The sequence below is a fragment of the Limnohabitans sp. genome (genome assembly GCF_030158565.1).
GTDB lineage: Bacteria > Pseudomonadota > Gammaproteobacteria > Burkholderiales > Burkholderiaceae_C > Limnohabitans_A.
Window position 1 is genome coordinate 68,567 of record NZ_JAOASQ010000002.1, and the last position, 26,347, is coordinate 94,913.

The 26,347-nt window shown below is 56.3% G+C and carries 21 protein-coding genes; 15 read left to right on the forward strand and 6 right to left on the reverse strand.

The window, feature by feature from the left end; genetic code table 11:
* Window positions 1-7: 7 nt before the first annotated feature.
* From Q1W40_RS00385 to Q1W40_RS00450, 15 genes are all read left to right on the forward strand, one after another.
* On the forward strand, window positions 8-2,485 hold the full coding sequence (locus tag Q1W40_RS00385) for an adenosylcobalamin-dependent ribonucleoside-diphosphate reductase (RefSeq protein ID WP_300707701.1): 2,478 nt from the start codon (window positions 8-10) through the stop codon (window positions 2,483-2,485).
* 123 nt (window positions 2,486-2,608) lie between these two features.
* A complete protein-coding gene (locus Q1W40_RS00390; protein ID WP_300707703.1) occupies window positions 2,609-3,088 on the forward strand; it encodes an Rrf2 family transcriptional regulator in 480 nt (159 codons plus the stop codon).
* Entirely contained in the window at window positions 3,085-4,995 is a 1,911-nt protein-coding gene (locus Q1W40_RS00395) for a type IV pili methyl-accepting chemotaxis transducer N-terminal domain-containing protein (RefSeq protein WP_300707705.1), read from the forward strand. Before Q1W40_RS00390 ends, Q1W40_RS00395 begins: the two co-directional genes overlap by 4 nt.
* Window positions 4,992-5,687: a response regulator gene (locus tag Q1W40_RS00400; RefSeq protein WP_300707707.1), complete on the forward strand. Its 696-nt coding sequence runs from the start codon at window positions 4,992-4,994 to the stop codon at window positions 5,685-5,687. Before Q1W40_RS00395 ends, Q1W40_RS00400 begins: the two co-directional genes overlap by 4 nt.
* Before the next feature lie 143 nt (window positions 5,688-5,830).
* Complete coding sequence (locus tag Q1W40_RS15125; protein WP_366146327.1) at window positions 5,831-7,108, forward strand: nitrate/nitrite transporter; 1,278 nt, start codon at window positions 5,831-5,833, stop codon at window positions 7,106-7,108.
* Window positions 7,109-7,129: 21 nt separating this feature from the next.
* Window positions 7,130-8,770 (forward strand): antiporter, encoded by a 1,641-nt coding sequence (locus tag Q1W40_RS15130; RefSeq protein WP_366146328.1) that lies wholly within the window; start codon window positions 7,130-7,132, stop codon window positions 8,768-8,770.
* A gap of 59 nt (window positions 8,771-8,829) precedes the next feature.
* Complete coding sequence (locus Q1W40_RS00410; RefSeq protein ID WP_300707709.1) at window positions 8,830-12,624, forward strand: nitrate reductase subunit alpha; 3,795 nt, start codon at window positions 8,830-8,832, stop codon at window positions 12,622-12,624.
* 11 nt (window positions 12,625-12,635) lie between these two features.
* On the forward strand, window positions 12,636-14,168 hold the full coding sequence (narH, locus tag Q1W40_RS00415; protein WP_300707711.1) for a nitrate reductase subunit beta: 1,533 nt from the start codon (window positions 12,636-12,638) through the stop codon (window positions 14,166-14,168).
* 12 nt (window positions 14,169-14,180) lie between these two features.
* The gene (narJ, locus tag Q1W40_RS00420) at window positions 14,181-14,861 is read left to right on the forward strand and encodes a nitrate reductase molybdenum cofactor assembly chaperone (protein ID WP_300707713.1); all 681 of its coding nucleotides are present in this window, start codon (window positions 14,181-14,183) and stop codon (window positions 14,859-14,861) included.
* Window positions 14,858-15,577 carry a respiratory nitrate reductase subunit gamma gene (narI, locus tag Q1W40_RS00425; RefSeq protein WP_300707716.1) on the forward strand — a complete coding sequence of 240 codons (720 nt, stop codon included), beginning with the start codon at window positions 14,858-14,860 and terminating at the stop codon, window positions 15,575-15,577. The genes narJ and narI overlap by 4 nt, the downstream gene beginning before the upstream one ends.
* A 57-nt stretch (window positions 15,578-15,634) precedes the next feature.
* Window positions 15,635-16,561 (forward strand): peptidylprolyl isomerase, encoded by a 927-nt coding sequence (locus Q1W40_RS00430; RefSeq protein ID WP_300707718.1) that lies wholly within the window; start codon window positions 15,635-15,637, stop codon window positions 16,559-16,561.
* Window positions 16,558-17,244, forward strand: coding sequence for a carbonic anhydrase (locus tag Q1W40_RS00435; RefSeq protein WP_300707720.1), 687 nt, complete (start codon window positions 16,558-16,560; stop codon window positions 17,242-17,244). The genes Q1W40_RS00430 and Q1W40_RS00435 overlap by 4 nt, the downstream gene beginning before the upstream one ends.
* Window positions 17,237-17,845: a nitroreductase gene (locus Q1W40_RS00440; RefSeq protein WP_300707722.1), complete on the forward strand. Its 609-nt coding sequence runs from the start codon at window positions 17,237-17,239 to the stop codon at window positions 17,843-17,845. The genes Q1W40_RS00435 and Q1W40_RS00440 overlap by 8 nt, the downstream gene beginning before the upstream one ends.
* Window positions 17,838-18,416 carry a hemerythrin domain-containing protein gene (locus Q1W40_RS00445; RefSeq protein WP_300707724.1) on the forward strand — a complete coding sequence of 193 codons (579 nt, stop codon included), beginning with the start codon at window positions 17,838-17,840 and terminating at the stop codon, window positions 18,414-18,416. Before Q1W40_RS00440 ends, Q1W40_RS00445 begins: the two co-directional genes overlap by 8 nt.
* Window positions 18,417-18,498: 82 nt before the next feature.
* Window positions 18,499-18,855: a rhodanese-like domain-containing protein gene (locus Q1W40_RS00450; RefSeq protein WP_300707726.1), complete on the forward strand. Its 357-nt coding sequence runs from the start codon at window positions 18,499-18,501 to the stop codon at window positions 18,853-18,855.
* Between the two features lie 307 nt (window positions 18,856-19,162).
* Here Q1W40_RS00450 and Q1W40_RS00455 read toward each other — a convergent pair whose 3' ends face one another.
* The 6 genes from Q1W40_RS00455 to Q1W40_RS00480 all read right to left on the reverse strand — a co-directional run bounded on the left by Q1W40_RS00455 (window position 19,163) and on the right by Q1W40_RS00480 (window position 26,134).
* Window positions 19,163-19,516 (reverse strand): hypothetical protein, encoded by a 354-nt coding sequence (locus tag Q1W40_RS00455; RefSeq protein WP_300707728.1) that lies wholly within the window; start codon window positions 19,514-19,516, stop codon window positions 19,163-19,165.
* Complete coding sequence (locus Q1W40_RS00460) at window positions 19,516-22,254, reverse strand: hypothetical protein (protein ID WP_300707730.1); 2,739 nt, start codon at window positions 22,252-22,254, stop codon at window positions 19,516-19,518. The genes Q1W40_RS00455 and Q1W40_RS00460 overlap by 1 nt, the downstream gene beginning before the upstream one ends.
* Before the next feature lie 179 nt (window positions 22,255-22,433).
* Window positions 22,434-22,802 (reverse strand): AlpA family phage regulatory protein, encoded by a 369-nt coding sequence (locus tag Q1W40_RS00465; protein WP_300707732.1) that lies wholly within the window; start codon window positions 22,800-22,802, stop codon window positions 22,434-22,436.
* 75 nt (window positions 22,803-22,877) lie between these two features.
* Window positions 22,878-23,861 (reverse strand): hypothetical protein, encoded by a 984-nt coding sequence (locus Q1W40_RS00470; RefSeq protein ID WP_300707733.1) that lies wholly within the window; start codon window positions 23,859-23,861, stop codon window positions 22,878-22,880.
* A gap of 167 nt (window positions 23,862-24,028) precedes the next feature.
* Window positions 24,029-25,456, reverse strand: coding sequence for a site-specific integrase (locus Q1W40_RS00475; RefSeq protein ID WP_300707735.1), 1,428 nt, complete (start codon window positions 25,454-25,456; stop codon window positions 24,029-24,031).
* 342 nt (window positions 25,457-25,798) lie between these two features.
* Window positions 25,799-26,134, reverse strand: a complete 336-nt coding sequence (locus Q1W40_RS00480) for a hypothetical protein (RefSeq protein ID WP_300707737.1) — start codon at window positions 26,132-26,134, stop codon at window positions 25,799-25,801.
* Window positions 26,135-26,347 lie beyond the last annotated feature (213 nt).

Here is a 26,347-nt window from a genome sequence, read left to right on the forward strand (position 1 = left end):
ATGCTAAATGAACCGTATCGCTCGAGGCCCTGTGCGGGCCGCTGACTTGCCGACTCTGCCGCCGCAGCCGATCAGCACCGATGTACTCAAAGAAAAATACCTCAAGGACAAAGAGACCAGCGCCAGTGAATTGTTTGACCGTGTGGCCCGCGCCCTGGCCAGCGTTGAAAAGCCCGAGCTGCGCGCTGAATACGAGGCAAAGTTCCTCCGCAATCTGGAGGCCGGTGCCATTGGCGCTGGCCGCATCATGAGCGCTGCGGGCACCGGCATCCAGGCAACCCTGATCAATTGTTTTGTGCAGCCCGTCGGAGACTGCATTCAGGGGCGCGACGATGGCGGGTTTGCGGGCATTTACGAGGCGCTGCGCGAGGCCGCTGAAACCATGCGCCGCGGCGGTGGTGTGGGCTATGATTTTTCCCGCATTCGGCCCAAAGGCGCTCGCGTCAAGGCAACCGCATCCATCGCGTCGGGCCCTTGCAGCTACATCAATGTGTTTGATCAGTCCTGTGCCACGGTAGAAAGCGCAGGCGCCCGGCGCGGTGCACAGATGGGCGTACTGCGCATCGACCATCCGGACGTGATGGAATTTATAACCGCCAAGCGCACCCCGGGTCGGTGGAACAACTTCAACGTGTCGGTGGGGGTCAGTGACGCTTTTATTGTGGCGGTGCAAAACGACTCCAACTGGGACCTTGTGCATGTCGCCCACCCTGGCCAAGAACAGATCCAGCAAGGCGCCTGGCAACGTGATGATGGTCAATGGGTTTACCAAAGCTTGCGGGCGCAGGACCTATGGGAAACCATCATGCGATCTGCCTACGACTTTGCCGAACCCGGTATTTTGTTCCTTGATCAGATCAATCGCGACAATAACCTGCGGGCGATCGAGTCGATCAGCGCGACCAATCCCTGCGGCGAGCAACCCCTTCCGCCCTATGGTTGCTGCGATCTGGGGCCGATCATCTTGCCGCGCTTTGTCCGATACCCTTTCGGCCATGGCGGTGATGCCCGGTTTGACTTTGAGGCCTTTGTTCACAGCGTGTCCTTGCAGGTGCGAGCCCTGGACAATCTTCTTGACCTGACCCACTGGCCATTGCCCCAGCAGCAGTTGGAGGCTCAGGCCAAGCGCCGCATTGGCGTGGGTTTTACCGGTTTGGGTGACGCGCTGGTGATGCTGGGCCTTCGCTACAACGCAGCAGAAGGGCGCGACATGGCACAAAAAATAGCCTGCGTCATGCGTGATGCGGCGTATACCGCATCGGTCGCGTTGGCATGCGAGAAAGGCGCTTTTGCTCTATTCGATGCCCAGACCTACTTGGCCGAGGGCACCTTTGCCAGTCGCTTGCCCGAGGAGATCCAGGCCGATATTTGCGCACATGGCATTCGCAACAGCCATCTGTTGTCCATCGCGCCCACGGGCACGGTGAGCTTGGCCTTTGCGGACAACGCCTCCAACGGCATTGAACCCGCTTTTTCGTGGACCTACATCCGAAAAAAACGAGAGGCCGATGGCACGCGCACCGAGTACGAGGTACAAGATCACGCATGGCGTCTTTACCGTGAGCTGGGCGGCGACACAGCCCACTTACCCGACTTCTTTGTGGGAGCCCTGGAGATGAGCGCCAACGCGCACATCGCGATGATGGCTGCTGTGCAGCCCTTTGTGGACACGGCCATTTCCAAAACCGTCAACGTCGCGGCCGACTGCCCGTATGACGATTTCAAAGGCCTTTACCTGCAGGCCTGGCGCGAGGGCCTCAAAGGTTTGGCCACTTACCGGCCTAATGCTATTTTGGGCTCCGTACTGACTCTGACGTCCGAGTCCAGTCCGGTCGATAACGTCAGTGCTGCGCAGGGCAAGGTCATGGCCGTAACAGCGGATCCTATGCGCACCGTGATTGAAAGCCGACCCCAGGGGGCACTTGATGCGGTAGCCGAAAAAATTGAATACTGGACCAGCGAAGGTGCCAAGTCCTTGTACTTGATCGTGTCCTTTTTGCCCGTCTCCCTTGGCGCGGGCCAGGGCACGGTGGAGCGGGCCATCGAATTCTTTATGCCCGTGGGCCAAAGTGGAGAATCGCAGCAGTGGATCACCGCCAGCATGCGATTGCTGTCGCTGGCCGCACGTGGGGGCTTTCTAGAGAGGGCGTTGTCGGACATGCGCAAGGTCGCCTGGGACCGTGGCCCAGTGCGTTGCGGTCACAAGGTGCGTGACGACGGCGCGCGCATACCGCTTTGGCATGACTCTGAAGTGGCGGCCATGGCATGGGCGATTCAGAACATCTTGGCGCTGCGTATCCAGCGCGAGCAAGCGGTCAACCCGCTGTTGCCGTCCGAAGTTCCAACGCCTGCTCTCTCAACGCCCGCGCCCATCACTGCCGTGATGGCCGGCAAGAAATGCACTGAATGTGGTGCCCATGCCGTGATCAAAAAGGATGGCTGCGACTATTGCACGCAGTGCGGATTCATTGGTGCTTGCGGCTAAAAGCACAGACTGCGGAGAGCGGCAACCCAGTTCAGGCGTTCATGTTTTTCAACGGCTTGACCATAAAATGCACTCGTAATGAATATTTGAGGCATCCCCCTCAGGAACTAGGACTTCAGAACGATGCGATTGACCTATTGGACCGATTACAGTTTGCGTGTACTGATGTATTGCGCGCAATGCGAGTCACAAGAAAGCGTGGCGACCATTCAGGCGATCGCAGACCAGCACGACATTTCCAAAAGCCACCTGACCAAAATTGTCATGACACTGGCCGCCGATGGCTATTTGCTAACCAGCCGTGGGCGCGGAGGCGGCCTTCGCCTGGGGCGGCCTGCAGCGCAGATTGTTTTGGGTGAAGTGGTGCGCAAAACCGAAACCGATTTTCAAATGGTCGAGTGCTTCGGCGAAGGGCCAAGCCACTGCGCCTTGTTGCCTTCATGCCATTTGAAGCAGGTTTTGGCCGAGGCGCTGGAAGCTTTTTTTGCCAAACTTGATGGGATTACCTTGGCCGATTTGATGGACGCGACACCCGCCCCACTGGGCCAGTTGCAAGCCCTGACGTTCAAGCCCAAGGCGGCAAAGCCAAGTCCCCGTTCATGAGAACTACAGCCTCGCTGTCAGCCAAACTGGTGCGCATTGGCGTTGGCTTGCTGGTGATCGCGCTCGTTTCGATTGGCCTGACTTTGTGGGTTACCTGGAAACTCAGTGGCGGGGCGGCAGCTCTGAATGAGGCCGGGCGCATGCGCATGCAGACTTGGCGCCTGACCAGTGAGGTGCAAGCGCAACTGCCGCAGGCACAAATACAAGCCTTGACCCGTGAGTTTGACCGCAGCATGGACGTGCTCAAAAACGGCGACGCCTCTCGCCCCCTGTTTGTGCCCTGGGACCCTGCAGTCAGGCAGCGCTACATCGAAGTGGAGCGCTTGTGGCACAACCAAAAAAAGCGATTTCTCGCCAGTCCGGCGCTGGACCATGTCAGCTTGGTTCAGCATGCCAACACCTTCTTGGTGGCAATTGACCGTTTTGTCTTGTCGATTGAAGCCCAAATGGCCGACTTGACGGCGATCCTCAACCTGTTTCAGTTTGTCATGATGGCCTTGGCCATTGGTGGCGCGGTGGTCATGTTGTACACGGGTTACATGTATGTGATTAATCCGCTGGGCAATTTGCGCGATGGGTTGCAAAAAATCGAATCCGCTCAATTTTCCACGCGGGTTGATGTGGCGTCCAATGACGAGTTCGGTCAGGTCGCCTCGGGCTTTAACCGCATGGCCGCCACATTGCAATCCCTGTACGGCAACCTGGAATTGCAGGTGCAGGCCAAAACGCAGCGCATCGCAGCGCAAAAAGAACGCTTGGAGGCGCTGTATGGGGTCAGTGCTTTTTTGTCACAAACCAATGAACTGAGCCAGCTTACACAAGGGTTTGCACAACGTGTCAGAGGGCTGATGAAGGCCGATGCGATCGCCTTGCGGTGGTCGGGCGAAGACGCCAGCAAGCTGTTGCTGCTGGCCAGCGATGAGTTTCCGCAGGTGCTGCAAGAGGAAGAAAAATGCCTGAAAGCCGGGGCTTGCGCCTGCGGCCAGCCGGGGCCAGATGCCCGTTCGCGGGTGATTCCGATCCTGAGCAGTGACGTGGCACCTTTGCAGCACTGCGCGCGCCTAGGCTATGTGAGCATGATTTCAGTGCCCGTGCGCATGCACAGCAAAGTGTTGGGTGAAATCAACCTGTTCTACAAAAGTCAGGTCAGCTTGGCGGCAGAAGAGTTGGAGTTGATGGACACCCTGGCCAGCCACTTGGCCACTGCCGTCGAGGGCTTGCGCGCAGTGGCTTTGGACAGGGAGGCGGCGATTGCGGGTGAGCGTTCTTTGCTTGCGCGTGAATTGCATGATTCGATTGCGCAGTCCCTGGCATTTCTCAAAATACAGGTGCAATTGCTGCGTACGGCCATGTCCAAACAGGACAGTGCCAAAACTGCTTTGGCTTTGGATGAACTCGACAGCGGCCTGAAGGAAAGCATTGCCGATGTGCGTGAATTGTTGGTGCATTTCCGTACCCGCACCCAAGCCGATGACATTGACCGCGCCGTGCAAGAAACGCTGCAAAAATTCCAGCATCAGACAGGTCTTTTGGTCAGCCGCAAGGTCACGGGCGAAGGCCTGCCGTTGCCGCAAGATGTGCAAATCCATGTGTTGCATGTTTTGCAAGAAGCTTTGTCCAACGTGCGCAAACATGCCAATGCCCGAGGTGTCGAAATCGCAATTCACAAAGGCGAGCCCTGGCAGTTTTGGGTGCGTGACGATGGCGTGGGCTTTAGCGAAGTGAGCCAACGCAGCGAGTTGCAAGTCGGCTTGAAAATCATGCAGGAGCGGGCCCAGCAGATTGGTGCCACAGTGACGGTGGCGTCCGTGGTCGGGCAAGGCACAACGGTGACGCTGCGGGTGCCCACCACGCTGCCACCTAAACTCAAATTAACCACGGCAGCGCTGCTGTCCCCATTGCCATGACCGGACCCATTCAGCTTCTTGTTGTCGATGATCACACGTTGTTTCGTCGCGGCTTGATCGCCTTACTCTCGCAGGACGAACGCTTTCAAGTCGTGGGCGAAGCCGCGGATGTGGGGGAGGCATTGCGTATGCTGGACAAAATCCAGCCTGACTTGCTGCTGCTTGACAACCATTTGCCGGGTGTCAAAGGCGTGGATGCGATTGGCGCGTTCAAAGACGCTTGCGCCGAGCTGCGCATTTTGATGCTCACGGTGAGTGAAGACGAAGAGGACTTGTCCAAAGCTTTGCAAAATGGTGCCGATGGCTATTTGCTGAAAACGGCAGAGACCGAGCAACTGTGTGATGCCTTGGTTCAGGTGCACGATGGGCACTCGGTCATCAGCCCAGCGATGCTGAATAAGTTGGTTTCGGGCTTGCGCCAACCCGCGTACGGGTCCAGTGTCGAAGCGGGATTCGCCTCATTCACGACGCCCAACCTCGTGCATCCTTTGCAGGAATTAGAGAAATTGTCGCCCCGTGAAAAAGACATCTTCTTTTTGATCGCCAAGAGCTTGAGCAACAAGCACATCGCCCGCGAATTGGACATTGCCGAGACCACGGTGAAGATCCACATTCAGCATATTTTCAAAAAATTGAACCTGACCTCGCGCGTTCAAATCGCCATTTTTGTGGCCAGTCATCGATTGACTTGATCCACATCAAACCCCGTAGTTCCAAGGGAGGATGAAGGCCGGTACTTCATCCTCCTTTTGCGTGGGGCCCGCCTGACCTTCAGGTGGATACCCAAGGCCTCGCCAAAAAACCACACTCCATGCATGAGTTTGGAGAATTAAAAATGGCGAACGAATTGCTGCAGCAGCGCAAAGCCTGGTCGGTGTTGATTGTCAGCACCCTGGCCTTCACGGTGTGCTTCATGGTGTGGATGATGTTTGGCGTGATCGGCGTGCCGATCAAGAAAATGCTGAACCTCAATGCCACGCAGTTTGGTTTGCTGATGGCTATGCCCGTTTTGACGGGCTCGTTGGTGCGGGTGCCCCTGGGGATTTGGACCGACCGTTATGGCGGGCGCATTGTGATGACGGTGTTGATGGCCCTGACGGTGCCGGCCATCTGGCTCATGTCCTATGCCACGGCGTACTGGCATTTCCTGGTCATTGGCCTGTTTGTGGGCTTGGCGGGCGGTTCGTTCTCGGTGGGCACGCCTTATGTTGCGCGTTGGTTCCCCCAAAAGCAGCAAGGCATGGCCATGGGCGTTTACGGCGCGGGTAACTCCGGCTCAGCCGTCAACAAATTTGTCGCCCCTGTGATTTTGGTGGCTTTTGGCTGGGCTGCGGTGCCGCAGGTTTACGCCATCATCATGGCGGCCACGGTGCTGGTGTTTTGGCTGTTCAGTCACAGCGATCCCGCACACTTGGTTAAGAGCCAAGTGCCGTTCAAAGAACAACTGCAGGCGCTCAAGGATCCGCGGGTACTCAAGTACTGCCAGTACTACAGCATCGTGTTTGGTGGCTATGTGGCCCTGGCCTTGTGGATGGTGCAGTACTACATTGGTGAGTACGGCTTGGACATCCGGGTGGCCGCATTGCTGGCGGCTTGCTTCTCACTGCCTGGTGGTGTCCTGCGCGCTGTAGGCGGCGTGCTCAGCGATAAATACGGTGCGCACGGCGTTACCTGGTGGGTGTTGTGGGTCAGTTGGATCTGCCTGTTCCTGCTGTCCTATCCGCAAACTGAGTTCACCATCTCCACGGTCAATGGGCCGCAGACTTTCGTCATTGGTTTGAATGTGTACGCCTTCACGGGGCTGATGTTCATCTTGGGCATTGCGTTTGCTTTTGGCAAAGCCAGCGTCTTCAAATACATCGCTAACGACTATCCACACAATATTGGTGCCATCAGCGGCATCGTGGGTTTGGCCGGCGGTCTTGGCGGTTTTGTCCTGCCCATCCTGTTTGGTGCTTTGGTTGATCTGACCGGCGTGCGCAGTAGCGCTTTCATGTTGATGTACGGCGTGGTCTGGGTGTCGCTTATCTGGATGTATTGGACCGAAGTGCGCCGCACCGATGTGATGGGCCAAGCCCCCGCCGACATCACACAACCCGGCTTGCGTGCCTGAACCCCCAGCAAAGGAAAACCTATGAAACCGTATTCGGCACCCGCAGCCGCCCATTCTGCCGACATCACCGACTGGCGCCCTGAGGACGAGAAGTTCTGGGCCAGCACCGGTAAAAAAATAGCCTACCGCAACCTCTGGATTTCAGTGCCGGCGCTGCTGTGCGGCTTCGCCATCTGGGGCATGTGGGGCATCATCACCGTGCAGATGCTCAACCTGGGCTTTCCGTTCACGCAGGCTGAGTTGTTCTCGCTGACCGCCATTGCCGGTTTGGCCGGGGCCACCATGCGCATCCCGGCCTCCTTTTTGATACGCGTGGCCGGTGGCCGCAACACCATCTTCCTGACCACGGCCATGCTGTTGGCCCCAGCCGTGGGCACCGGCATCGTGCTGCAGCACCCGGAGTGGCCGCTGTGGACCTTCCAGTTGATGGCCCTTTGGTCGGGCGTGGGCGGTGGCAACTTTGCCAGCTCCATGTCCAATATCAGCACCTTTTTCCCCAAGCGCTTGCAGGGCACGGCGCTGGGCCTGAATGCCGGTCTGGGCAACTTTGGCGTGACCACCATGCAGATCGTGATTCCGCTGGTGATGACCATGAGCCTGTTCGGTGGCATGGGCGGTGACGCCATGGTGCTGGTGAAAGACAGCGGCTGGATTCTGGGCAAGATCCTGGCGGGTACCCCCACCTGGATCCAGAACGCTGGCTTTGCCTGGTTGCTGTCGCTGATCCCTTTGTCGGTGCTGGCTTACTTTGGCATGAACAACTTGAACACGGTGACGCCTGACAGCGGCGGCACGATGGCCGCCTTCATCAAGATCATCTGGCTCTACACCCTGTCCTTTGTGCCCGCTGGTCTGGGCCTGTACCTGTACCTCCCAGCCCCCACGGGTCTGGGCATTCTGAACATGTGGATTGCCATGCCCTTGATCGTGTTCAGCACGCTGATGGTGATGAAGTTGGCCGCCTTTGGCGCGATGAAGGAAAACATCGCCAAGCAGTTCGCCATCTTTGGCAATAAGCACACCTGGTCGCTCACGCTCTTGTACATCGTCACCTTCGGCTCCTTCATCGGTTTCTCGATGGCGCTGCCCCTGTCCATCACGGTGATCTTCGGCATCAGCCACGTACCTGATGCGGCGGGCATCATGCAGCACACACTGAAAAACCCGCACGCCCCCTCGGCCCTGACCTACGCCTGGATTGGCCCCTTTGTCGGCGCCCTGGTTCGGCCCATTGGCGGCTGGGTGTCCGACAAGATCGGCGGCTCCATCGTCACGCAGGCCATCTCGGCGGTGATGGTGCTGGCTTCGGTGGCGGTGGGTTATGTGATGTTGTTGGCCTACGGTTCGGCCACGCCCGAGCAGTACTTCATGCCCTTCATGGCGTTGTTCATTGTGTTGTTCACCGCCAGTGGTGTCGGCAACGGCTCCACTTTCCGCACCATCGGTGTGATCTTTGACCGCACACAGGCTGGCCCTGTCTTGGGTTGGACTTCCGCCATCGCAGCCTACGGCGCCTTCATTGCACCGGTGGTGATTGGCGCCCAGATCAAGGCCGGCACACCGCAAATGGCCATGTACGGCTTTGCCATTTTTTATGCGCTGTGTCTGGTACTGAACTGGTGGTTCTATCTGCGCGCAGGTTCCGAAATCCGCAACCCCTAAAGCTGCTTGAAAACTGTTTGCAAAGGGGTCTGAATGGCCCCGCTGAATTGGAGATAAAAATGAGCCATTTTCTGGATCGATTGAATTATTTTTCTAACCCCAAAGAGACCTTTTCGGGTGGCCACGGCGTGACCACTGGTGAGGACCGCACCTGGGAAGATGCTTACCGTGACCGCTGGGCGCATGACAAAATTGTGCGCAGCACCCACGGGGTCAATTGCACCGGCTCGTGTTCGTGGAAAATTTATGTCAAGGGCGGCATCGTCACTTGGGAAACCCAGCAAACCGATTACCCGCGCACTCGCCCAGATTTACCCAACCACGAACCGCGCGGTTGTGCACGGGGCGCCTCCTACTCTTGGTATCTTTACAGCGCCAACCGGGTCAAGTACCCCATGATCCGCGCCCGGTTGCTCAAGCATTGGCGCGCCGCATTGGCGGTGGCCAAGAGTCCGGTCGATGCATGGTCCAGCATTGTCGAGAACGCCGATGCCCGACTCGAATGGCAAAAGCAGCGCGGCCTGGGTGGCTTTGTGCGCAGCACTTGGGAGGAGGTCAACCAGATCATTGCCAGTGCCAACGTCTACACCGTGAAGAAATACGGCGCTGACCGCATCATTGGTTTTTCGCCGATCCCGGCCATGTCCATGATCAGTTACGCGGCCGGCAGCCGGTACTTGTCGTTGATTGGTGGCGTCAGCATGAGTTTTTACGACTGGTACTGCGATTTGCCACCGGCCAGCCCGCAGGTCTGGGGTGAGCAGACCGATGTGCCCGAATCGGCCGATTGGTACAACTCCACTTACATCATTGCTTGGGGCTCCAACGTGCCGCAAACGCGCACGCCCGATGCCCACTTCTTCACCGAGGTGCGCTACAAGGGCGCCAAGACCGTGGCCATCACACCTGACTATGCCGAGATCAGCAAACTGGCCGATTTGTGGATGCATCCCAAGCAGGGCACCGATGCCGCCATTGCCATGGCCATGGGCCATGTGATCCTCAAAGAGTTTTACTTTGACAAGCGCAGCGCTTACTTTGACGACTATGTGCGCCGCTATACGGACATGCCCAATTTGGTACAGCTCGAAGAGCGCACGCTGGCCGATGGCCGCAAGGTCAATGTGCCAGGGCGTTATTTGCGCGCCAGTGACTTCAACGGCAAATTGGGACAAGACAACAACCCTGAGTGGAAAACCGTGGCGCTCGACCAGACGGACCGCGTGGTGTTGCCCAATGGTTCGATCGGGTTTCGTTGGGGTGCGGAAGGCCGCAGTGATGCCGGCAAATGGAATTTAGAAAACAAAGAGGCGCGAGGAGACAACGAGGTCAAGCTCAAGTTGAGTTTGATGGAGGGTGAGGGCAGCGAGTACGAAGTCGGTGAGGTGGCTTTCCCGTACTTTGGCGGGATTGATACGCCGAACTTCAGTGCCAACAAGCAAGCCAGTGCAGTGGATGACGTGTTGGTGCGCAAGGTGCCGGTGCGGCGCATCAAGCTGGGCAAGGCCGGTGAAGAGCGCTATGCGCTGGTCGCCACGGTGTTTGACCTGACTGCTGCCAATTACGGCGTGGCACGAGGCCTTGCTGGCGAAGAGGCGGCCACCAGTTACGACGATGACGCCCCTTACACCCCTGCATGGCAAGAAAAAATCACGGGTGTGAAACGCGATCAGGTGATTGCCGTGGCGCGTCAATTTGCCGATAACGCTGACAAAACACGCGGCAAATCCATGATCATCATTGGCGCGGCCATGAACCATTGGTACCACAGCGACATGAACTACCGCGGCATTATCAACATGCTGATGATGTGCGGTTGCATTGGTCAAAGTGGCGGCGGCTGGGCCCACTATGTGGGTCAGGAAAAACTGCGTCCACAAACCGGCTGGACGGCGCTGGCCTTTGCACTGGATTGGGTGCGCCCACCACGCCAGATGAACAGCACCAGTTTCTTTTATGCGCACACCGATCAGTGGCGTTATGAGCGATTGGGTGTCGAAGAAATCTTGTCACCCTTGGCGGATAAAACCAAGTTTGGCGGCAGCATGATCGACTACAACGTGCGCGCCGAGCGCATGGGCTGGTTGCCCAGTGCGCCGCAGTTGCAAACCAACCCGATGCAGGTGGTGAAAGACGCGCAGGCTCAAGGCATGGATCCGAAAGACTATGCGGTCAAGGCCTTGAAGGACGGCAGTCTGAAAATGAGCTGCGAAGACCCCGACCATCCGCTGAACTGGCCGCGCAACATGTTTGTTTGGCGCTCCAACATTCTGGGTTCGTCAGGCAAAGGTCACGAATATTTTCTCAAGCATTTGTTAGGTACCTCGCACGGCGTGCAGGGCAAAGACCTGGGCGCCCAAGAGGCCAAACCCAAAGAAGTGCAATGGCATGACCAAGCGCCTGAAGGCAAGCTGGACTTGTTGGTGACGCTGGACTTTCGCATGAGCACGACCTGTCTGTACTCGGACATCGTGTTGCCCACGGCCACTTGGTATGAAAAGAACGATCTCAACACCAGTGACATGCATCCCTTCATTCACCCTTTGTCTACCGCAGTAGACCCGGCTTGGCAGAGCAAGAGCGATTGGGAAATATACAAAGGATTCGCTAAAGCTTTCAGTGAAGTCTGCGTAGGCCATTTGGGCGTTGAAAAAGAATTGATGCTGACGCCCTTGATGCACGACACGCCCGCCGAATTGGCGCAAGCCCTGGACGTGAAAGAGTGGAGCAAGGGTGAGTGCGAATTGATTCCGGGTGTGACCGCGCCGCAAATTACTGTCATCGAACGCGATTACCCCAATACCTACAAGCGCTTCACGGCATTGGGACCGTTGTTGGAAAAGATGGGCAACGGCGGCAAGGGCATTGGCTGGAACACGGTGGATGAAGTGCGTCAGTTAGCTGAGCTCAATGGCAAAGTCCATGCGGAGGGTGTGACCCAGGGCATGCCGAAAATTGAAACCGACATTGACGCCTGTGAGGTGGTGCTGCAACTGGCCCCAGAGACCAATGGCCATGTGGCCGTGAAGGCTTGGGAGGCTCTGGGCAAGATCACCGGGCGTGACCACACCCATCTGGCACTGCACCGCGAAGATGAAAAGATTCGTTTCCGCGATATTCAGGCGCAGCCGCGGAAGATCATCAGCTCACCCACCTGGTCGGGTCTGGAAAGCGAGAAGGTCTCTTACAACGCGGGCTATACCAACGTGCACGAGTACATTCCTTGGCGCACGCTGACGGGACGTCAACAGTTCTATTTAGACCATCCTTGGATGCTGGCCTTTGGCGAAGGCATGACGACCTACCGCCCACCGGTGGACTTGAAGACGGTGGACGAGATGCTCAATCGGCGTCCTAACGGCAACAAGGAAATTTCCCTCAATTTCATCACGCCACACCAGAAATGGGGTATCCACAGCACCTACAGCGACAACCTGCACATGTTGACACTGAACCGCGGTGGACCCGTGATTTGGTTGAGTGAAGTCGATGCACGCAGTGCCGGCATTGTGGACAACGACTGGGTCGAATTGTTCAACAGCAATGGTGCGATTGCCGCTCGCGCGGTGGTCAGTCAGCGAGTCAACCAAGGTATGGTGATGATGTACCACGCGCAAGAAAAAACCATCAACACTCCGGGGTCTGAGATCACGGGCATCCGCGGCGGTATTCATAACTCCGTGACGCGCATTGTGACCAAGCCGACCCACATGATTGGCGGTTACGCCCAGTTCAGTTACGGCTTCAACTACTACGGGACCATCGGCACCAACCGCGACGAATTTGTGGTGGTACGCAAGATGCACAAAGTCGATTGGCTCGATGACGAAGCCCCGGTCACGGTTCAGGCTTGAAGGAGAACACTATGAAAATTCGCGCACAAATCGCCATGGTCCTGAATTTGGACAAATGCATCGGTTGTCACACCTGCTCGGTCACCTGTAAAAACGTCTGGACCAGTCGCCCGGGTGTGGAATACGCTTGGTTCAACAACGTGGAAACCAAGCCCGGCATCGGCTATCCCAAAGAATGGGAAAACCAAGACAAATGGAATGGCGGTTGGACCCGCAAGGCCGACGGTTCGATCGAACCCAAACAGGGGGGGAAATGGAAGCTGCTGATGCGGATTTTTGCAAATCCCAACATGCCCCAAATCGACGATTACTACGAGCCGTTCACCTACGACTATGAGCACCTGCAAGGGGCGCCCGAATCCAGGGCCACTCCGACGGCTCGCCCACGCAGCTTGATCACGGGTCAACGCATGCAAAAAATTGAATGGGGTCCGAATTGGGAAGAAATTCTGGGCGGTGAGTTCAGCAAACGCAGCAAAGACGCCAATTTGGCGAATTTCGATCAGGTGCAAAAAGACATGGTCGGCCAGTTTGAAAACACCTTCATGATGTATTTGCCACGCCTGTGTGAACACTGCCTGAACCCCACCTGCGTCGCCTCGTGCCCCTCGGGCTCTATTTACAAGCGCGAGGACGACGGCATTGTGTTGATCGACCAAGACAAATGCCGGGGTTGGCGCATGTGCGTGAGTGGTTGCCCGTACAAGAAAATTTACTACAACTGGCAAAGCGGCAAAGCCGAGAAATGCATCTTTTGTTATCCCCGCATTGAAGCCGGGCAGCCCACGGTGTGCTCCGAAACTTGCGTTGGTCGCATCCGCTACCTGGGCGTGGTGCTGTACGACGCGGACCGGATTGCAGAAGCCGCCAGCACCGAGAACGAGAAAGACCTGTACCAGGCCCAGTTGGACATCTTCCTCAATCCGCATGATCCAAAGGTGATCGCACAGGCGCGCCTGGACGGCATTCCCGAGTCTTGGCTCGAAGGCGCGCGCAACAGCCCGGTCTACAAAATGGCCATCGACTGGAAAGTCGCCTTGCCGCTGCACCCCGAGTACCGTACCTTGCCTATGGTGTGGTACGTGCCGCCACTGTCGCCGATCACGGCCGCGGCCAATGCGGGCCATGTCGGGATGAACGGCGAGTTGCCTGATGTGTCGCAAATGCGCATCCCGGTGCAGTACCTGGCCAACTTGCTGACTGCCGGCGACGTTGCCCCTGTGACGCGTGCCTTGGAGCGCATGCTGGCCATGCGGGCTTACCAGCGTGGCAAGCATGTGGACGGTATTGAAAACCATGCGGTGCTAGAGCAAACCGGTTTGACCGTGGCGCAAGTAGAAGATATGTACCACATCATGGCAATTGCCAATTACGAAGACCGCTTCGTGATTCCCAGCTCGCACCGCGAGTATGCCGAAAACACCTTTGACATGCGCGGCGGCTGCGGCTTCTCGTTTGGCAGTGGTTGCTCTGACGGCCAGTCCGAACCCAGCCTGTTTGGTGGCGACAAGCGCCGCACGATTCCTATTCAATCTGTCGTCTAAAGCGAGGTTCCCATGAAGCCCATCCGTTACTCCTTGCGCGTGTTGTCCCAGTTGCTGTCCTACCCGGACGCTGGGGTGCGGCAGCAATGGCCCCAGCTCATGACCGTGCTGGACGAAGAAGCTGTGCTCAGTTCAGCGCGTCGCACTGAACTCCAAGCTTTGGTGGCGCACCTGCAGCATCTGAATCCGATGGATGCCGAGGCGCGTTACGTTGAAACCTTTGACCGGGGCCGTGCAACCTGCCTGCATTTGTTTGAGCACGTGCATGGTGACTCGCGGGACCGAGGTCCTGCCATGATTGATTTGACCAAGACCTATGAGCAATCGGGCTTGTTTCTCGCGCCCGAAGAGTTGCCTGACCATTTGTGTGTGGTGTTGGAGTTCGCCTCCACGCAAACGCCTGAGGTGGCCAAGGCTTTTTTGGGCGAAATGGCCCATATTCTGAATGCCATTTTCAGCGCACTGCTCAAACGCGAAAGCCCTTATGCCGTGGTGTTGGCTGCAGTTTTGGAGCTCGCTGGTCACAGGGCCCAGTCGGTTGCGATCGTGGCGGAAGAGTCGCTTGACGAGAGCTGGAGCGAACCTGAGGCCTTCGACGGTTGCAGTACACGGGGCCAGGCTCGCCCGGGTGAAGCGCAGCCGATGCACTTTGTCAGAAAAACTTCAACTTCGTCGAGTGGAGTCACAGCATGAATTACTTTGATAACTTCATTTTTGGGATCTATCCCTACATTGCGCTGAGCGTTTTTTTGCTCGGCAGCCTGATCCGCTTTGATCGCGACCAGTACACCTGGAAGAGCGATTCTTCACAGTTGCTGCGCGGTGGGCAGCTGCGGTGGGGCAGTAACTTGTTCCATGTGGGTGTACTCTTTTTGTTTGGCGGCCACAGTGTGGGCATGCTGATGCCTCACTTCATGTACGAGCACTTCATCAGTGCCGGCGACAAACAATTGCTGGCCATGATTTCAGGCGGCGTCTTCGGTCTTTTGGGTTTCATCGGCGTGACGCTGCTCTTGCATCGCCGCCTCTTTGATGTGCGCATCCGTGTGAACAGCAAAACCAGTGACATTGTTTTACTGGTCTTGCTGTGGGCGCAGTTTGCGCTGGGGCTGGCCACCATTCCTTTGTCGGCCCAGCATCTGGACGGCAGCATGATGCTCAAGCTGGCCGAGTGGGCGCAACGCACCGTCACTTTCCGAGGTGGGGCGGTAGAGCTTTTGTCTGAAGCCAGTTGGATTTTCAAAACCCATATGTTTTTGGGCATGAGTATCTTTTTTATCTTTCCATTCACCCGGCTGGTCCATGTGTGGAGTGGTTTTGGCACGCTGGCTTACGTGGTGCGGCCTTACCAAATCGTGCGCAGCCGCCGAGTCGGTATGACGCCGCGACCCCCGTTTGGCCGCAGCTGATGCGTGCTCGACCCTTTGGATAACTCCTCACAAGGCTTACACATGACGCTTGAAAATATGACTGAAACTACGACTCCGGCCTCAGGCGACTGCGGCAGTGGTGCTTGTGGCTGCACCAGCGCAGCGCCCCTATCGGCCTATGAACGCACGGCTGCTGCCATGCCGGTGCGAGTTGCCGAATCTCTGGAGGCTGTGGCAACCAACGTACCCCCCGCCATCAATGGCATCGCCTTGACTGCGCCCGGGGAAAAGCTCGAGGTGCACGACTTGAAGGAGCGTGCCTACGGCGAACTGCTGCGCCAAGAAGCGGTCAGGCTCGGCCTCTTGCCCGCTGCCGTGATCGGCCAAGAAGCTTTGTCGGCACCGGCGCTGCAAGCCCAGGAGCAAGAGGTGATTGACCGCATGCTGGAAACTGAAGTCACTTGTCCCCAGCCCACGCCCGAGGAGTCGCAGCGTTACTACGACGCCCACAAAGCACAATTCACGGTGGGCCAATCCCAGCGGGTACGTCACATCTTGTTCGCAGTCACTCCAGGGGTGAACGTGCAAGCCTTGGCGCAACGCGCCGAGACAGCCTTGCTGGAGTTGGCGAGTAATGCCGCTTTGCCTGAGCGTTTTTCACAGTTGGCCGCAGAATTGTCCAACTGCCCAACGGGCGCACAAGGGGGCGATTTGGGTTGGCTCAAGCCTGAGGACTGTGCGCCTGAATTTGCCAAAGCGCTTTTTTATTTGCAAGAGTCCAGCCAAACTACAGGCTTGCGGCCCCGTTTGGTGCACACGCGTTTTGGTTTTCACATCGTCGATGTGCTGGAGATTAATCCCGGTCATTTGCCGGGCTTTGCTCAGCTGACCGCGCAGATTGCTTCTCGTTTGCAATGGCAGTCGCGTGCCACGGCTTTGGGCCAATATATGCGCCGCCTGGTGGGCTTGGCCCAAGTGCAGGGCATAGAACTTGATGGGGATGCTTCGCCCTTGGTGCAATGAGCCTTCCTGCGTCAAGCGAGTCTTCAGACGAGTTGCTGCATCGCTTGCAGCACTTTCATGCCGACTATTTTCCGTTGCATCAACAAAGGTTCCAGGACCTGGTTGCCCAAGGTCAGCACCCTAAAACATTGTTTATAGGGTGCTCTGATTCTCGATTGGTTCCCTATTTGCTGACCGGTGCGGGACCTGGCGAGCTGTTCATCGTGCGTAATGTCGGTGCCTTGGTGCCGCCTTACGACGGCACGCATGGTTTGCACGGCACCATGGCGGGCATCGAGTTTGCGGTGCTGATGCTGCACGTCAAAAGCATCATTGTGTGTGGCCACAGTCACTGTGGTGCGATTCGCACAGCTTATGAAGGCGTACCCGAAGAAGCTAAGGCTTTGAAACAGTGGTTGCGTTTGATCGACGACGCCTTATTACCCGTACAGGCTTGCCCCGAAGCCCTTTTGCGCACGGAGCAGCGTTCCGTGGTGCTGCAACTGGAGCGTCTGATGGGCTACCCTATGGTCCGGCGCGAGGTAGAGGCTGGGCGCTTGAAGCTGCATGGCTGGCATTATGTGATTGAAGAGGGCGACGTGCATGTGTTTGATGTCCAGCTTGGTGGTTTCGTGTCAGCTTCTCTTTCATCGCACAGTGGGACTGGGCCGTTTACACCGCACGTGGAGCCATTGAATGAATGATGTGAACAAGCTTATTTTGCCAACGGGGGTCAGTCATTTGATCGCTTCGCGGCAAACAATTTTGCCTAAACGGTTGGTCGCGCCCGGCCCCGCAGAACAGGAGCTTGAACAGTTGTTCCGGGCTGCTGCTTGCGCGCCAGACCATGACCTCATCAATCCTTGGCGTTTCTTGGTCATCCCGGCTCAAAAAAGAGCCGACTTGGGCGAGCTGTTTGCACTTGCGCTGAGAGAGCGCGATCCCAGCGCTACGACTGAGCAACTTGAACAAGCCCGTGAGAAGGCCATGCGAGCGCCTCTGTTGATGCTCTTGATTGTCGATGAAACCAAGGGCGATACCCAAATTGACTTGAACGAGCGCGTCTTGAGTGCGGGCTGTTCGGTACAAAATATTTTGCTGCTCGCCCACACCATGGGTTATGGAACGGGGTTGACCAGCGGTAAGGCACTCAAGTCAGAATCGTTTCGTTCGGGTTTGGGACTGCATGCGGGTGAACATGCCATTTGTTTTTTGAGCATGGGAACAGTCAGCGAGCGCAAGCCATTTAAAACGCGTCCTGATATTGACAGTTTCGTGAATATTTGGGGCGCCGAACATGGGTAATTCAATGCCAGTAGGGGTTTCATTGCCTGGACACCATTCACCTGGGGTCGGTTTTGAAGCGCCGTTTGAAATGCTTACGGCTTGTCATGAGCGCGTTGAAAGAATGCTGAATTTGGTCTCACGACTTGTGCTGCATTTGGCTACAACCGGTTGGGATATGCAGGCGGCGACAGCGGCCAGCGATATCATGCGCTATTTCGATTTGGCTGCACCACAACACCATTTAGACGAAGAAATTCACGTTTTCCCCGCAGTTTTGACTTTGCAAAAAGGCCGTTTGGATCTGTTGGTGTATCGGCTTAAGCAAGAGCACATTCAAATGGAAAAAAACTGGTGCCATATTCGAGAAATTTTAGATCGTGTGGCGCACGCAGATGAAAAGAGTTGGACTGACTTGAGCCGCACCGACACCGTAGCAATAGCGTTGTTTCAGAAAATCTACAAAAACCACATCCAGGAAGAAGAGACGTACATCTATCCCGCTGCCATTCAAGCGTTGGACCGCACCCAACTTGACGTGATGACACGGGACATGGTTCGCCGAAGAACGTCTGCGTCTGACGGTCGTTGATGAGGTGTTGATGCACACGCAGCTTAAACTGGCACATCTCGGTATAAATCGCATTTCAACCATTCAGATTTAAAAGACGACCATGAGTTTGCAGCAAACGTTTGAACAATACTGGCCTTTGGGTGCACTGGCCATGTGGTGGGGCTACAAATGGTGGAAATCTCGACGCGTGGTCGCCATGCTGCCAGAACTCAAAAATCAAGGCGCTTTATTTGTCGACGTGCGGTCGGCCGGTGAATATGCCAGCGCCTGCGCACCGTGCACGATCAACATTCCTTTGCCGGAACTGGGCCGTCGACTGGCTGAAATTCCCAAGTCAGCACCAGTTGTTCTGTGCTGTGCCAGTGGAACCCGGAGTGGCATGGCCAAACTGTTGCTCATGAAGAACGGATATCAACAGGTTTACAACGTTGGCACTTGGGGCAAGTTAGTGGGTTAGTCGCTTGGCTCTTTGCGCTTAAAGGATGCACGGTTTAATGCCAAAACCCTGTGGTCCGCTTAGGACTGCTTTGGAGTAATTCGCCAGAGATAAATAATGTCCGCTATAAGGCGACAACATTTGTAATCTAATTTTTCGAATGACCGCAAACGCGACAAACCCATCACTTCAACTTTAGGTCGAAGGACTGCAATGGGTCGATAACAGTCGACCAGACTTGATCGTGTAGATGACTGCAATCAGCCTTAACCGGAACGTCGGCCAAGTTGGCGGTGTTCATGGTGGGCTTTTAATACTAAGGTTCAGATCAATCGCAATACAGCCGCCAAAGCGCCATCCCAGCGCCGCAGCGTTGTCCATAGCGCGAGCCACGCCCGGCGGCAATGCAAGTCGGGCAGTTGAAGTGGTGGGTATGGTAGGCCGTTGCCAGTTCTTTCCAGTCCTGCGGATTGGCGGGTGTATCGGATGCGCGGCTGGCGGCCTCATGTGCTGCCGTTAACCAGTCGATCAGCATTGCCTTGCTGCTGCGGATGAGGTTGCGCAGCTCCGCCGTCAGGTGGCTGGACGGTGCCACAGCCAGGCCGCCAGCAGATGCCAGGGAGAGGTTGAGGCCAGCATCGACGAGTTGCGCCACCACACTTTTGACAGCCTGTTCGGTCATCAAAAAATCTCCATGTCATCAAGTTGACTTGTAGCCGCTGTGTAGTCAATGTCCTGAATCTCGCAACTTGGCGCAACTCTCGCAACTATTGGCGTGACCTTTTCTGTTGCGGCACGTTCTACAGTACGTACCACGGTCCAGCGCTTCAAGCCGTTGGTCTTGTTGGCGAGCACAAGACGCAACCCGGTGCAAAGCTGACCAGCGTGGCGTTCCAGCCAGCGGCCCAAAATCCGCACGTTGAGCTTGCTGTTCTGGCCCGCAATTTCATCAAGCGCATCAAACAGTACGGATTGAGATCCAAACCCTTCGGTCGCTTTGGTAATAGCCTGCGCTGGTGACGTGGGGGTGGTGCCAAAGGTGGCGATCCAGGCATTCAGCAATGCCGCCAGCTTGGAGGTTTCCGGATTTTCGGACGCAGCACGCTCAATAGAGTCCGCCGGGTCAACAAACATGGGCAAGTCGTTCAGATCCCTAGCCGACTCCAACATGCGCTCCCTCAGCCAGCACAAGGGCTGGCGCACAAGGTCGTCCCACAGTTCAAACGACGCAATACGCCCCGAAGCAACCTTTGGCCTGCCAGCGGCGATGTAGGCCCTTACGATTGTGAGCGCGGCTACCACGAGGGCTTGACGGTTGTTACAAACTTCGGTGAGTGGATCAAACTCGAATTCGCGTTTAAAGGGCGTTTCAATTTGTGCATCCAGTCGCGCCAGCAATATCCGGCGGTGGGTGTCACCCGTCAGAACGAGGTTGTTCCCCGACACCAGAAACAGGGATCGGTTGGGCAGTTCCACGTTCTCCGAGACCCCGAGTACGCGGTCGGCAAACAAGGACGATGTCAAAAACGAGTCGATCACCGAATTACCCAGGGGCTCACGCACGTTGTCCCACAGCAGCACCTTGGAGCCACCACGCAGGGCGGCAAAAAGACGCTTGCGGCATTCGTCCTCTTCATTAGTCGGGGGCAGCACAGCGACATCACCGCCAGTGGCCAACGCGCCAATGCACTTCGCCAACAAGGTTTTGCCAGTGCCCGCAGCAGGTGCATCAAAGCCCGTGGCCGGACAGGTGGGCAGTGCCGGGCGCAAACAAGCGGCCAACATGGCGGCCAAGGTGACCCCAATGGCGACTTCGTCAGCGAATGGAAACAAGCGGATCGGGTGCCACAGCTTGGCCAAAGCGTCTAGGGCTTGTTCGACGGTGGGTGCTGACGGCACGGCCAACGGATAGGCTTCGGTGGATACGTACATCAGACCGGTCGTTGGGTCATGGCCAGGCTCGTCAAAAATACTGCCATCGGGTCGCAATGTGGGCGCCGTGGTGACGGCTGTCAGCTTGCGGAAGTTGCGGCTGCCGTGTTTGGCAATGATGGCGTTGGCAATGTAGGTTGGTGCGTCTTCAGGGATTTCTCGCGTCGAAGTGACATTGCCATCTTCATCGCGTTCAGTCTTGACGCTGTAGAACTCGGCCACCCGACCTGCATGGTCTACCAGCCAGTCACGGCTGACTGGCGTGGCCTTGCCGTCGGCAACAAAGGCAATGGCATTGGTGCCAAAGTCAAACAGTTCACTGCGGTCGCGTAAGACTTGCAGCACCGCATCAGTGGAGTCCACCCGCATACCCCGGCCCAATTCAACCCGTGCCGACTGGCGGCGCAGCTCGTAGCGCATGCCGCCGTGTCGGTGAGAAAACAGGTCGGGTCGGGTACCGTTCAGCAGGCGAGCCACGGCCACCCGCTTGTCTGTATCGGGGTCCAATGGGTCGGCAAACCGGGTGTTGTGCCAGCGGTGCGGGTTGTCCAGTAGCTGAGCCACATTGACCACCTGACCGTCGGCGCAAGTGAGTTCAAAATCCCCCATGAGTACCTGGAGCACGGCAGCGCGCTCCAGCACATTGGTGGCCTGTGCCAGTTTGATGCCACGGCTCTGCGCAAGGGCAGGGGCCTTGTCTGTTACCCAATTGCGGCGGGCGGCTTCGCATTTTTCTAATACCGCTGCGCGTGCTGCCTTGAGTCCTACTTGGGCTTGCTTCTTGATCGCAGGCGTGGCGCTGTCAATGAGCAGGCGCAGGTTGAATTGGGCCGTTGCGTCCCCGTAAATCACGCCTTCAACCCCGGCGCGGGTAACCCCGTCCACCAGGACCGATGGCCCTGCAAAGTCCAGCCGCTCGGGCTGCCATACCGATACATCGACCAAGCAGCGTGGCAGGCGTTGACCGGCGACGCTAATGTCGCACCATCCAGCGCCCGGCGTAGCCCACAGCAGGGTCTCCAAGGCTGTGCCAGCCTCGGGGATCAGCGTCGCGTCCGCAACAGGGATGTAGAGCCGGTGGCGGGTCAAGCCAGACAAGACGCCACCGTTTGGGTCAACACAACCGGCCGACGCACTGGGACGCCAGAGCATGGGAGCATTGGCCAATGCCGGTGCTGCGGCAATCAATTGGTCACGAAACTGGAGAGGGGACAACGCGCCGTCGGGCAAGCCGTCATGATCCAACATCATCACGCCTGGTGCGGCACGGAACTTGAAGTTCTCGCGGGTGCGGGCGATGGCACCTGCTTGCTGCGCCTCGGTATCCGCTTGTGTGCAGACTTCCACCGCGTCGTCTTTGGCGACGCCCCAGGTGACGGCCTGCGCACTGGTCAAGGTCTCAAGGTGGGTTTTAAGTTCGTTCAGATCGGCAACTGCTACATACTGCGCATGGCCCCGGCTGAGCATGGCCGAGGTTTCTTTGCGCATGCCGCCATGGGCGTTAAGACCAATCAGCTTTGTCAGACGGGCGGGCTTGATGCCGGTGACTACGGTGAAGACCAGCGGCTGTTTGGGCGGTGTCGGGAGTACGGATTGTTCTGTTTCGCACTCGTTTTGCTCTGAGCAGTTGTGAGGGTTGTCTGGAGTTGCGAGAATTGAAGGGGTCTTCATTGCGACACCCCAAAAGCTGCGATAAGCTCATTTCGCTGGGTGTGCAACGACATGGCCAGTTCACGGATGTCGTCATCCTTCTTGCCGGAGATGTGCGCTATGTTTAACCGCTTGGCGTGCAACGACTTGACCAGTTCACGGATTTCGTCATCCGACTTGCTCGAGATGCGCGCTAGGTTTAGCGCTGCCACCTCGTCGGCTGGCCAGCCAATGGCTCGCGGCCCAAGGCTGATTTGCTTGGTCCACAAGCCCTGTGTGATACGAAGATAAATCGTGGAGCGGGAGTAACCCGACTGCGACTTGGTCGCGGGCAAGCGTAGGATGGTATTGAGCATGTTGGCACCTTGATTGGTGTTGTTGAACATGCCGCTATTGAACTCATACAAGGAAATATCCGGGCCGAATTCGGGTTTGTGAAAACCGAATTCGGTAACAGTGCCTTACTTCATGCGACGGGCTACTGCATCTGGAATTTTTACCAGAGCTTTGAGGATGGTCTCGTCGGTCACGGGCGCGCCAAGTTCCGCAGTCATACTAGCTATTTGGGTGGCTGAACCGCGGGCTTTGGGGTCAATAGCAGAGTAATCGCAAAGAGCCGCGATGATGGTAAGTAGAGTGTTTCGTTCATTGGTGTTCAATGGCTTGTCAGCCGAAACACTGTCCTCATTTATCGTCTGCTCAAACTCCCTTAATGCATCGGTGCGAACCACCATGACACTGTCGTCCGGCAAGCTACCTGCAGGATGATAGTTAGAGGAGTCACACCCTGCATCCCTTCGCTCATTGGCTTTGGCCAAAAATGCCTTCCGATCCTCCTTGTGCTTCGCAAGTAGTTCTTTGGCTTTTTCTGGCTTGATCTTCTTGAGTAATATCTCCTGCTCTAGCTCGCGCAAGTGCCCAATTGACCCTGCTTGATACTCGTTTTCATCGTAACTTTCAATTATTTGATACATCGTATTGGCATCGCCAATTACGAACGCACCATCCAAGCCCTGTAGCGTGACCGATGGGCCGTTGGTCAGCATTTGGTATTGATGTTCAACGTCAATGCGCTCATTCCCCACCATGGCCAGGTCATACACGCCGTCTAGTGACATCACGTCTTTACCAAGATTTAGTACACGCTTGCCGTCGAGATTTATGCCCTTCATGACCCTGATGGGCTTGCCCTTGTGCTCATCTGGGATCGGTATTTTTGGGGAAAATTCCCACGGAAATTCCTCGTATTCCGCCTCTTCAATGGGAACTACATTGCCTTTGAATGCCCGAGCGTGATTAACAAAATTAACGGACAGCTTCAAATGTCCGTCTAGGGCAAGTCGGAGCACATCGGCCTCGCAGACCTCTTCACCGAACACAATGGCTAAGTGCCGCGCAGCTTCTTGCAAAGTTAGCCATTTTTTAAGGGTGAATAGCTTTTTCAAAATGCGCCCCTTTCAATGGCAACATGGTTCATCAAAACCCACATTTGCTGAAAATTAGATCTACCAGGGCAATGACTAATCATGGTTTTCTTTCTTCGGGGCGGTTAATCCAGAACTACCGTTGAGCATTCATGAGGGTTTCAAGGTTTTATGTGAACGACTCCGTATCAGCGACCCCTCTGCAATGGAACGACATTTGTTACCCGGCCATGAGCCATGTCTTGCAGTAGTCCCAGACGGCCACCCAGCACTTTCCATGCTTCGCGCATAGGCCCTTCGTATTGAGCGCGTTGGTAGATGCGTTTGACCTTGCCCACCTCGGTGTGGTTAAGACACTTTTCAACTACATCGGGGAGGGCACCGAATTCTGCCATGGTGGTGGCCGCTGTTCGGCGCAGGTCGTGCGGTGTCCACTTGCCGCCGGGTAGTACCAGTGCGTCAACGTCCTTAGAGCGGCCGGTCATGGGAACATCACCGGGGCGTTGCCGGTCGCCCACTTGCTTGGTCACGGTTTTGACGCACACATGGTCCGCAAATTCGGGCTGATCTTTTTTGGTTTGTGTAGCCGGGAACAGCCAAGGCGTTAGGCCGGTGTTTTCATGCAGGCTCTTTAGTTGGCGCAGAGCAAAGTCACTCAGCCAAATTTCATGCCGCTTGCCGTTCTTGGTTTCGGGGAGCGTCAGATTCCGCCGCTCAAAGTCCACCTGCTCCCAGCGCGCAGCCAGCACTTCGCCGATGCGGGCGGCGGTGGCCAATTGAATCAGCAGGGCCAGTTGGCTGGTGGCTGCAAGTCCTGCTTTTGGCAGTTTCTGAAACAGCAGGATCAATTCGCCTTCGCTCAACACGCGGTCGCGCTCAACATCAGCACCGATGCGGGCCTTTTTGACGCGCGCAGTGGGGTCGGCATCCACATAGTCCCGATCCAGCGCGAAGCCAAACATCTGGCGCATGTCGGCCAGCGTCTTTTTGGCGGTGCGCACCATGTTCTGTGTGGGCGTGGCGCGTGATTTGATGGTGTCCACAATCTCCTGGATGTGCGCTTTGCTCACGTCCGCTGCCGCCATCTCGCCGATGAGCGGGAAAACATCGCGCTCAAAAGAGCGCAGCGCCTCGCTGCCTTTGTCGGCGCGTTGGACCAACTCGAGCCGCTGCCATTGGTCAAAGAGGCTGCGAACAGTCATGCGTGCGTTCTTTTCGGCCAATGCTTGCAGCCGCAATTGCTGCTGATGTACAGCTTCTTGCCGGTCTGCTTCGATTTTTAGGAGTTCGGCCTCACGCTCGGCTGTCAGGCGCAGTTGATCGGCTTCGCGGTCGGATTGCACCTTTTCACGCACGAGCTGGTTTTGTGCTACAGGGTCAATGCCGTTTTGGATTTTTACGCGCAGGGCATCGCGGTCTTTGCGAATGGTGGTGATGTCGGCCTTGGGCCAGGTGCCGACCAGCACTTCGCGAAATTTGCCGCCGAACTTGTAGGCGAACCGGAATTGAACCGACACGGCGCCGTCTCGCGCCACATAGACCTTGCCCTTGAGCGAACCACCGTCAGTTAACCGGCGTCCATGGTCCGCAGCACCCAGCGCTTTGAGTTCCAACATCGTCAGTGCCATAGCAAACCCCGGTAGTCTGCGCCGTCTTCGTTGTCCCAACTATTGTCCCAACCGAAACGCAGGCTTTAAGTGTATCGCAATGGATGTTATTGGATGGTTATTCTTGCGATGATTTCTTAAAAGTCGTTTAAATTCAATTGCTTGGGTGACTTCTTGGCTTTTATTGAGTTTTCTTGTATTTGCCAAAACTTGCATGGGGTGCAAGGGGTAGCGAGTTCGAATCCCGCCACGCCGACCATTTGATCGTACAAAAGCCTCCAACTGATAACAGTTGGAGGCTTTTTTTCGTTTGAAAAATACTACTTTCTATTGCTAAAAAACCGGCAGGCTTCATTTACAGTCAAGCCAAAGTGGGGGATCAATATCGTTGCTGGGTTTGAAGTTAGGCGTGTCACGAGCTTCATCAAGTTTTTTGATCGTGTACTCAGCGACATTCTTGAAGCTGCGTGTGATGGGCACGTAGTTCATGCGTTTGCGAAAACCTGCTTCTTGAATCAGATCAAACGCTTTTTCACGAGCTTCATTCAACTCATAAGTGCCTGTACTTGCTCGTTGCCACTTTCCATCCATCTGAAAGCGACACTGCCAAACTTGACTTCGTGGACGCTGAAACAAGACGAGCTTGTGGGGAACAAGTATGTGGGTCGTGTCTTTTTTTTCACTCATTCGCTGTTTTGAAGCTGTACAGCTCAGAGATGCTGTCTTGATTCACAGCTTACTTGCGAATGGTCTGAAGGACAAGAAGTGCGTAGTCGGTGCGTAGCAAAAAAAATGCCCACTTGTTAGTGGGCACTTTCAATCTAAGCAGCTCAGAACTTAGAAACTTGGCTCCTCAACCTGGGCTCGAACCAGGGACCTACGGATTAACAGTCCGGCGCT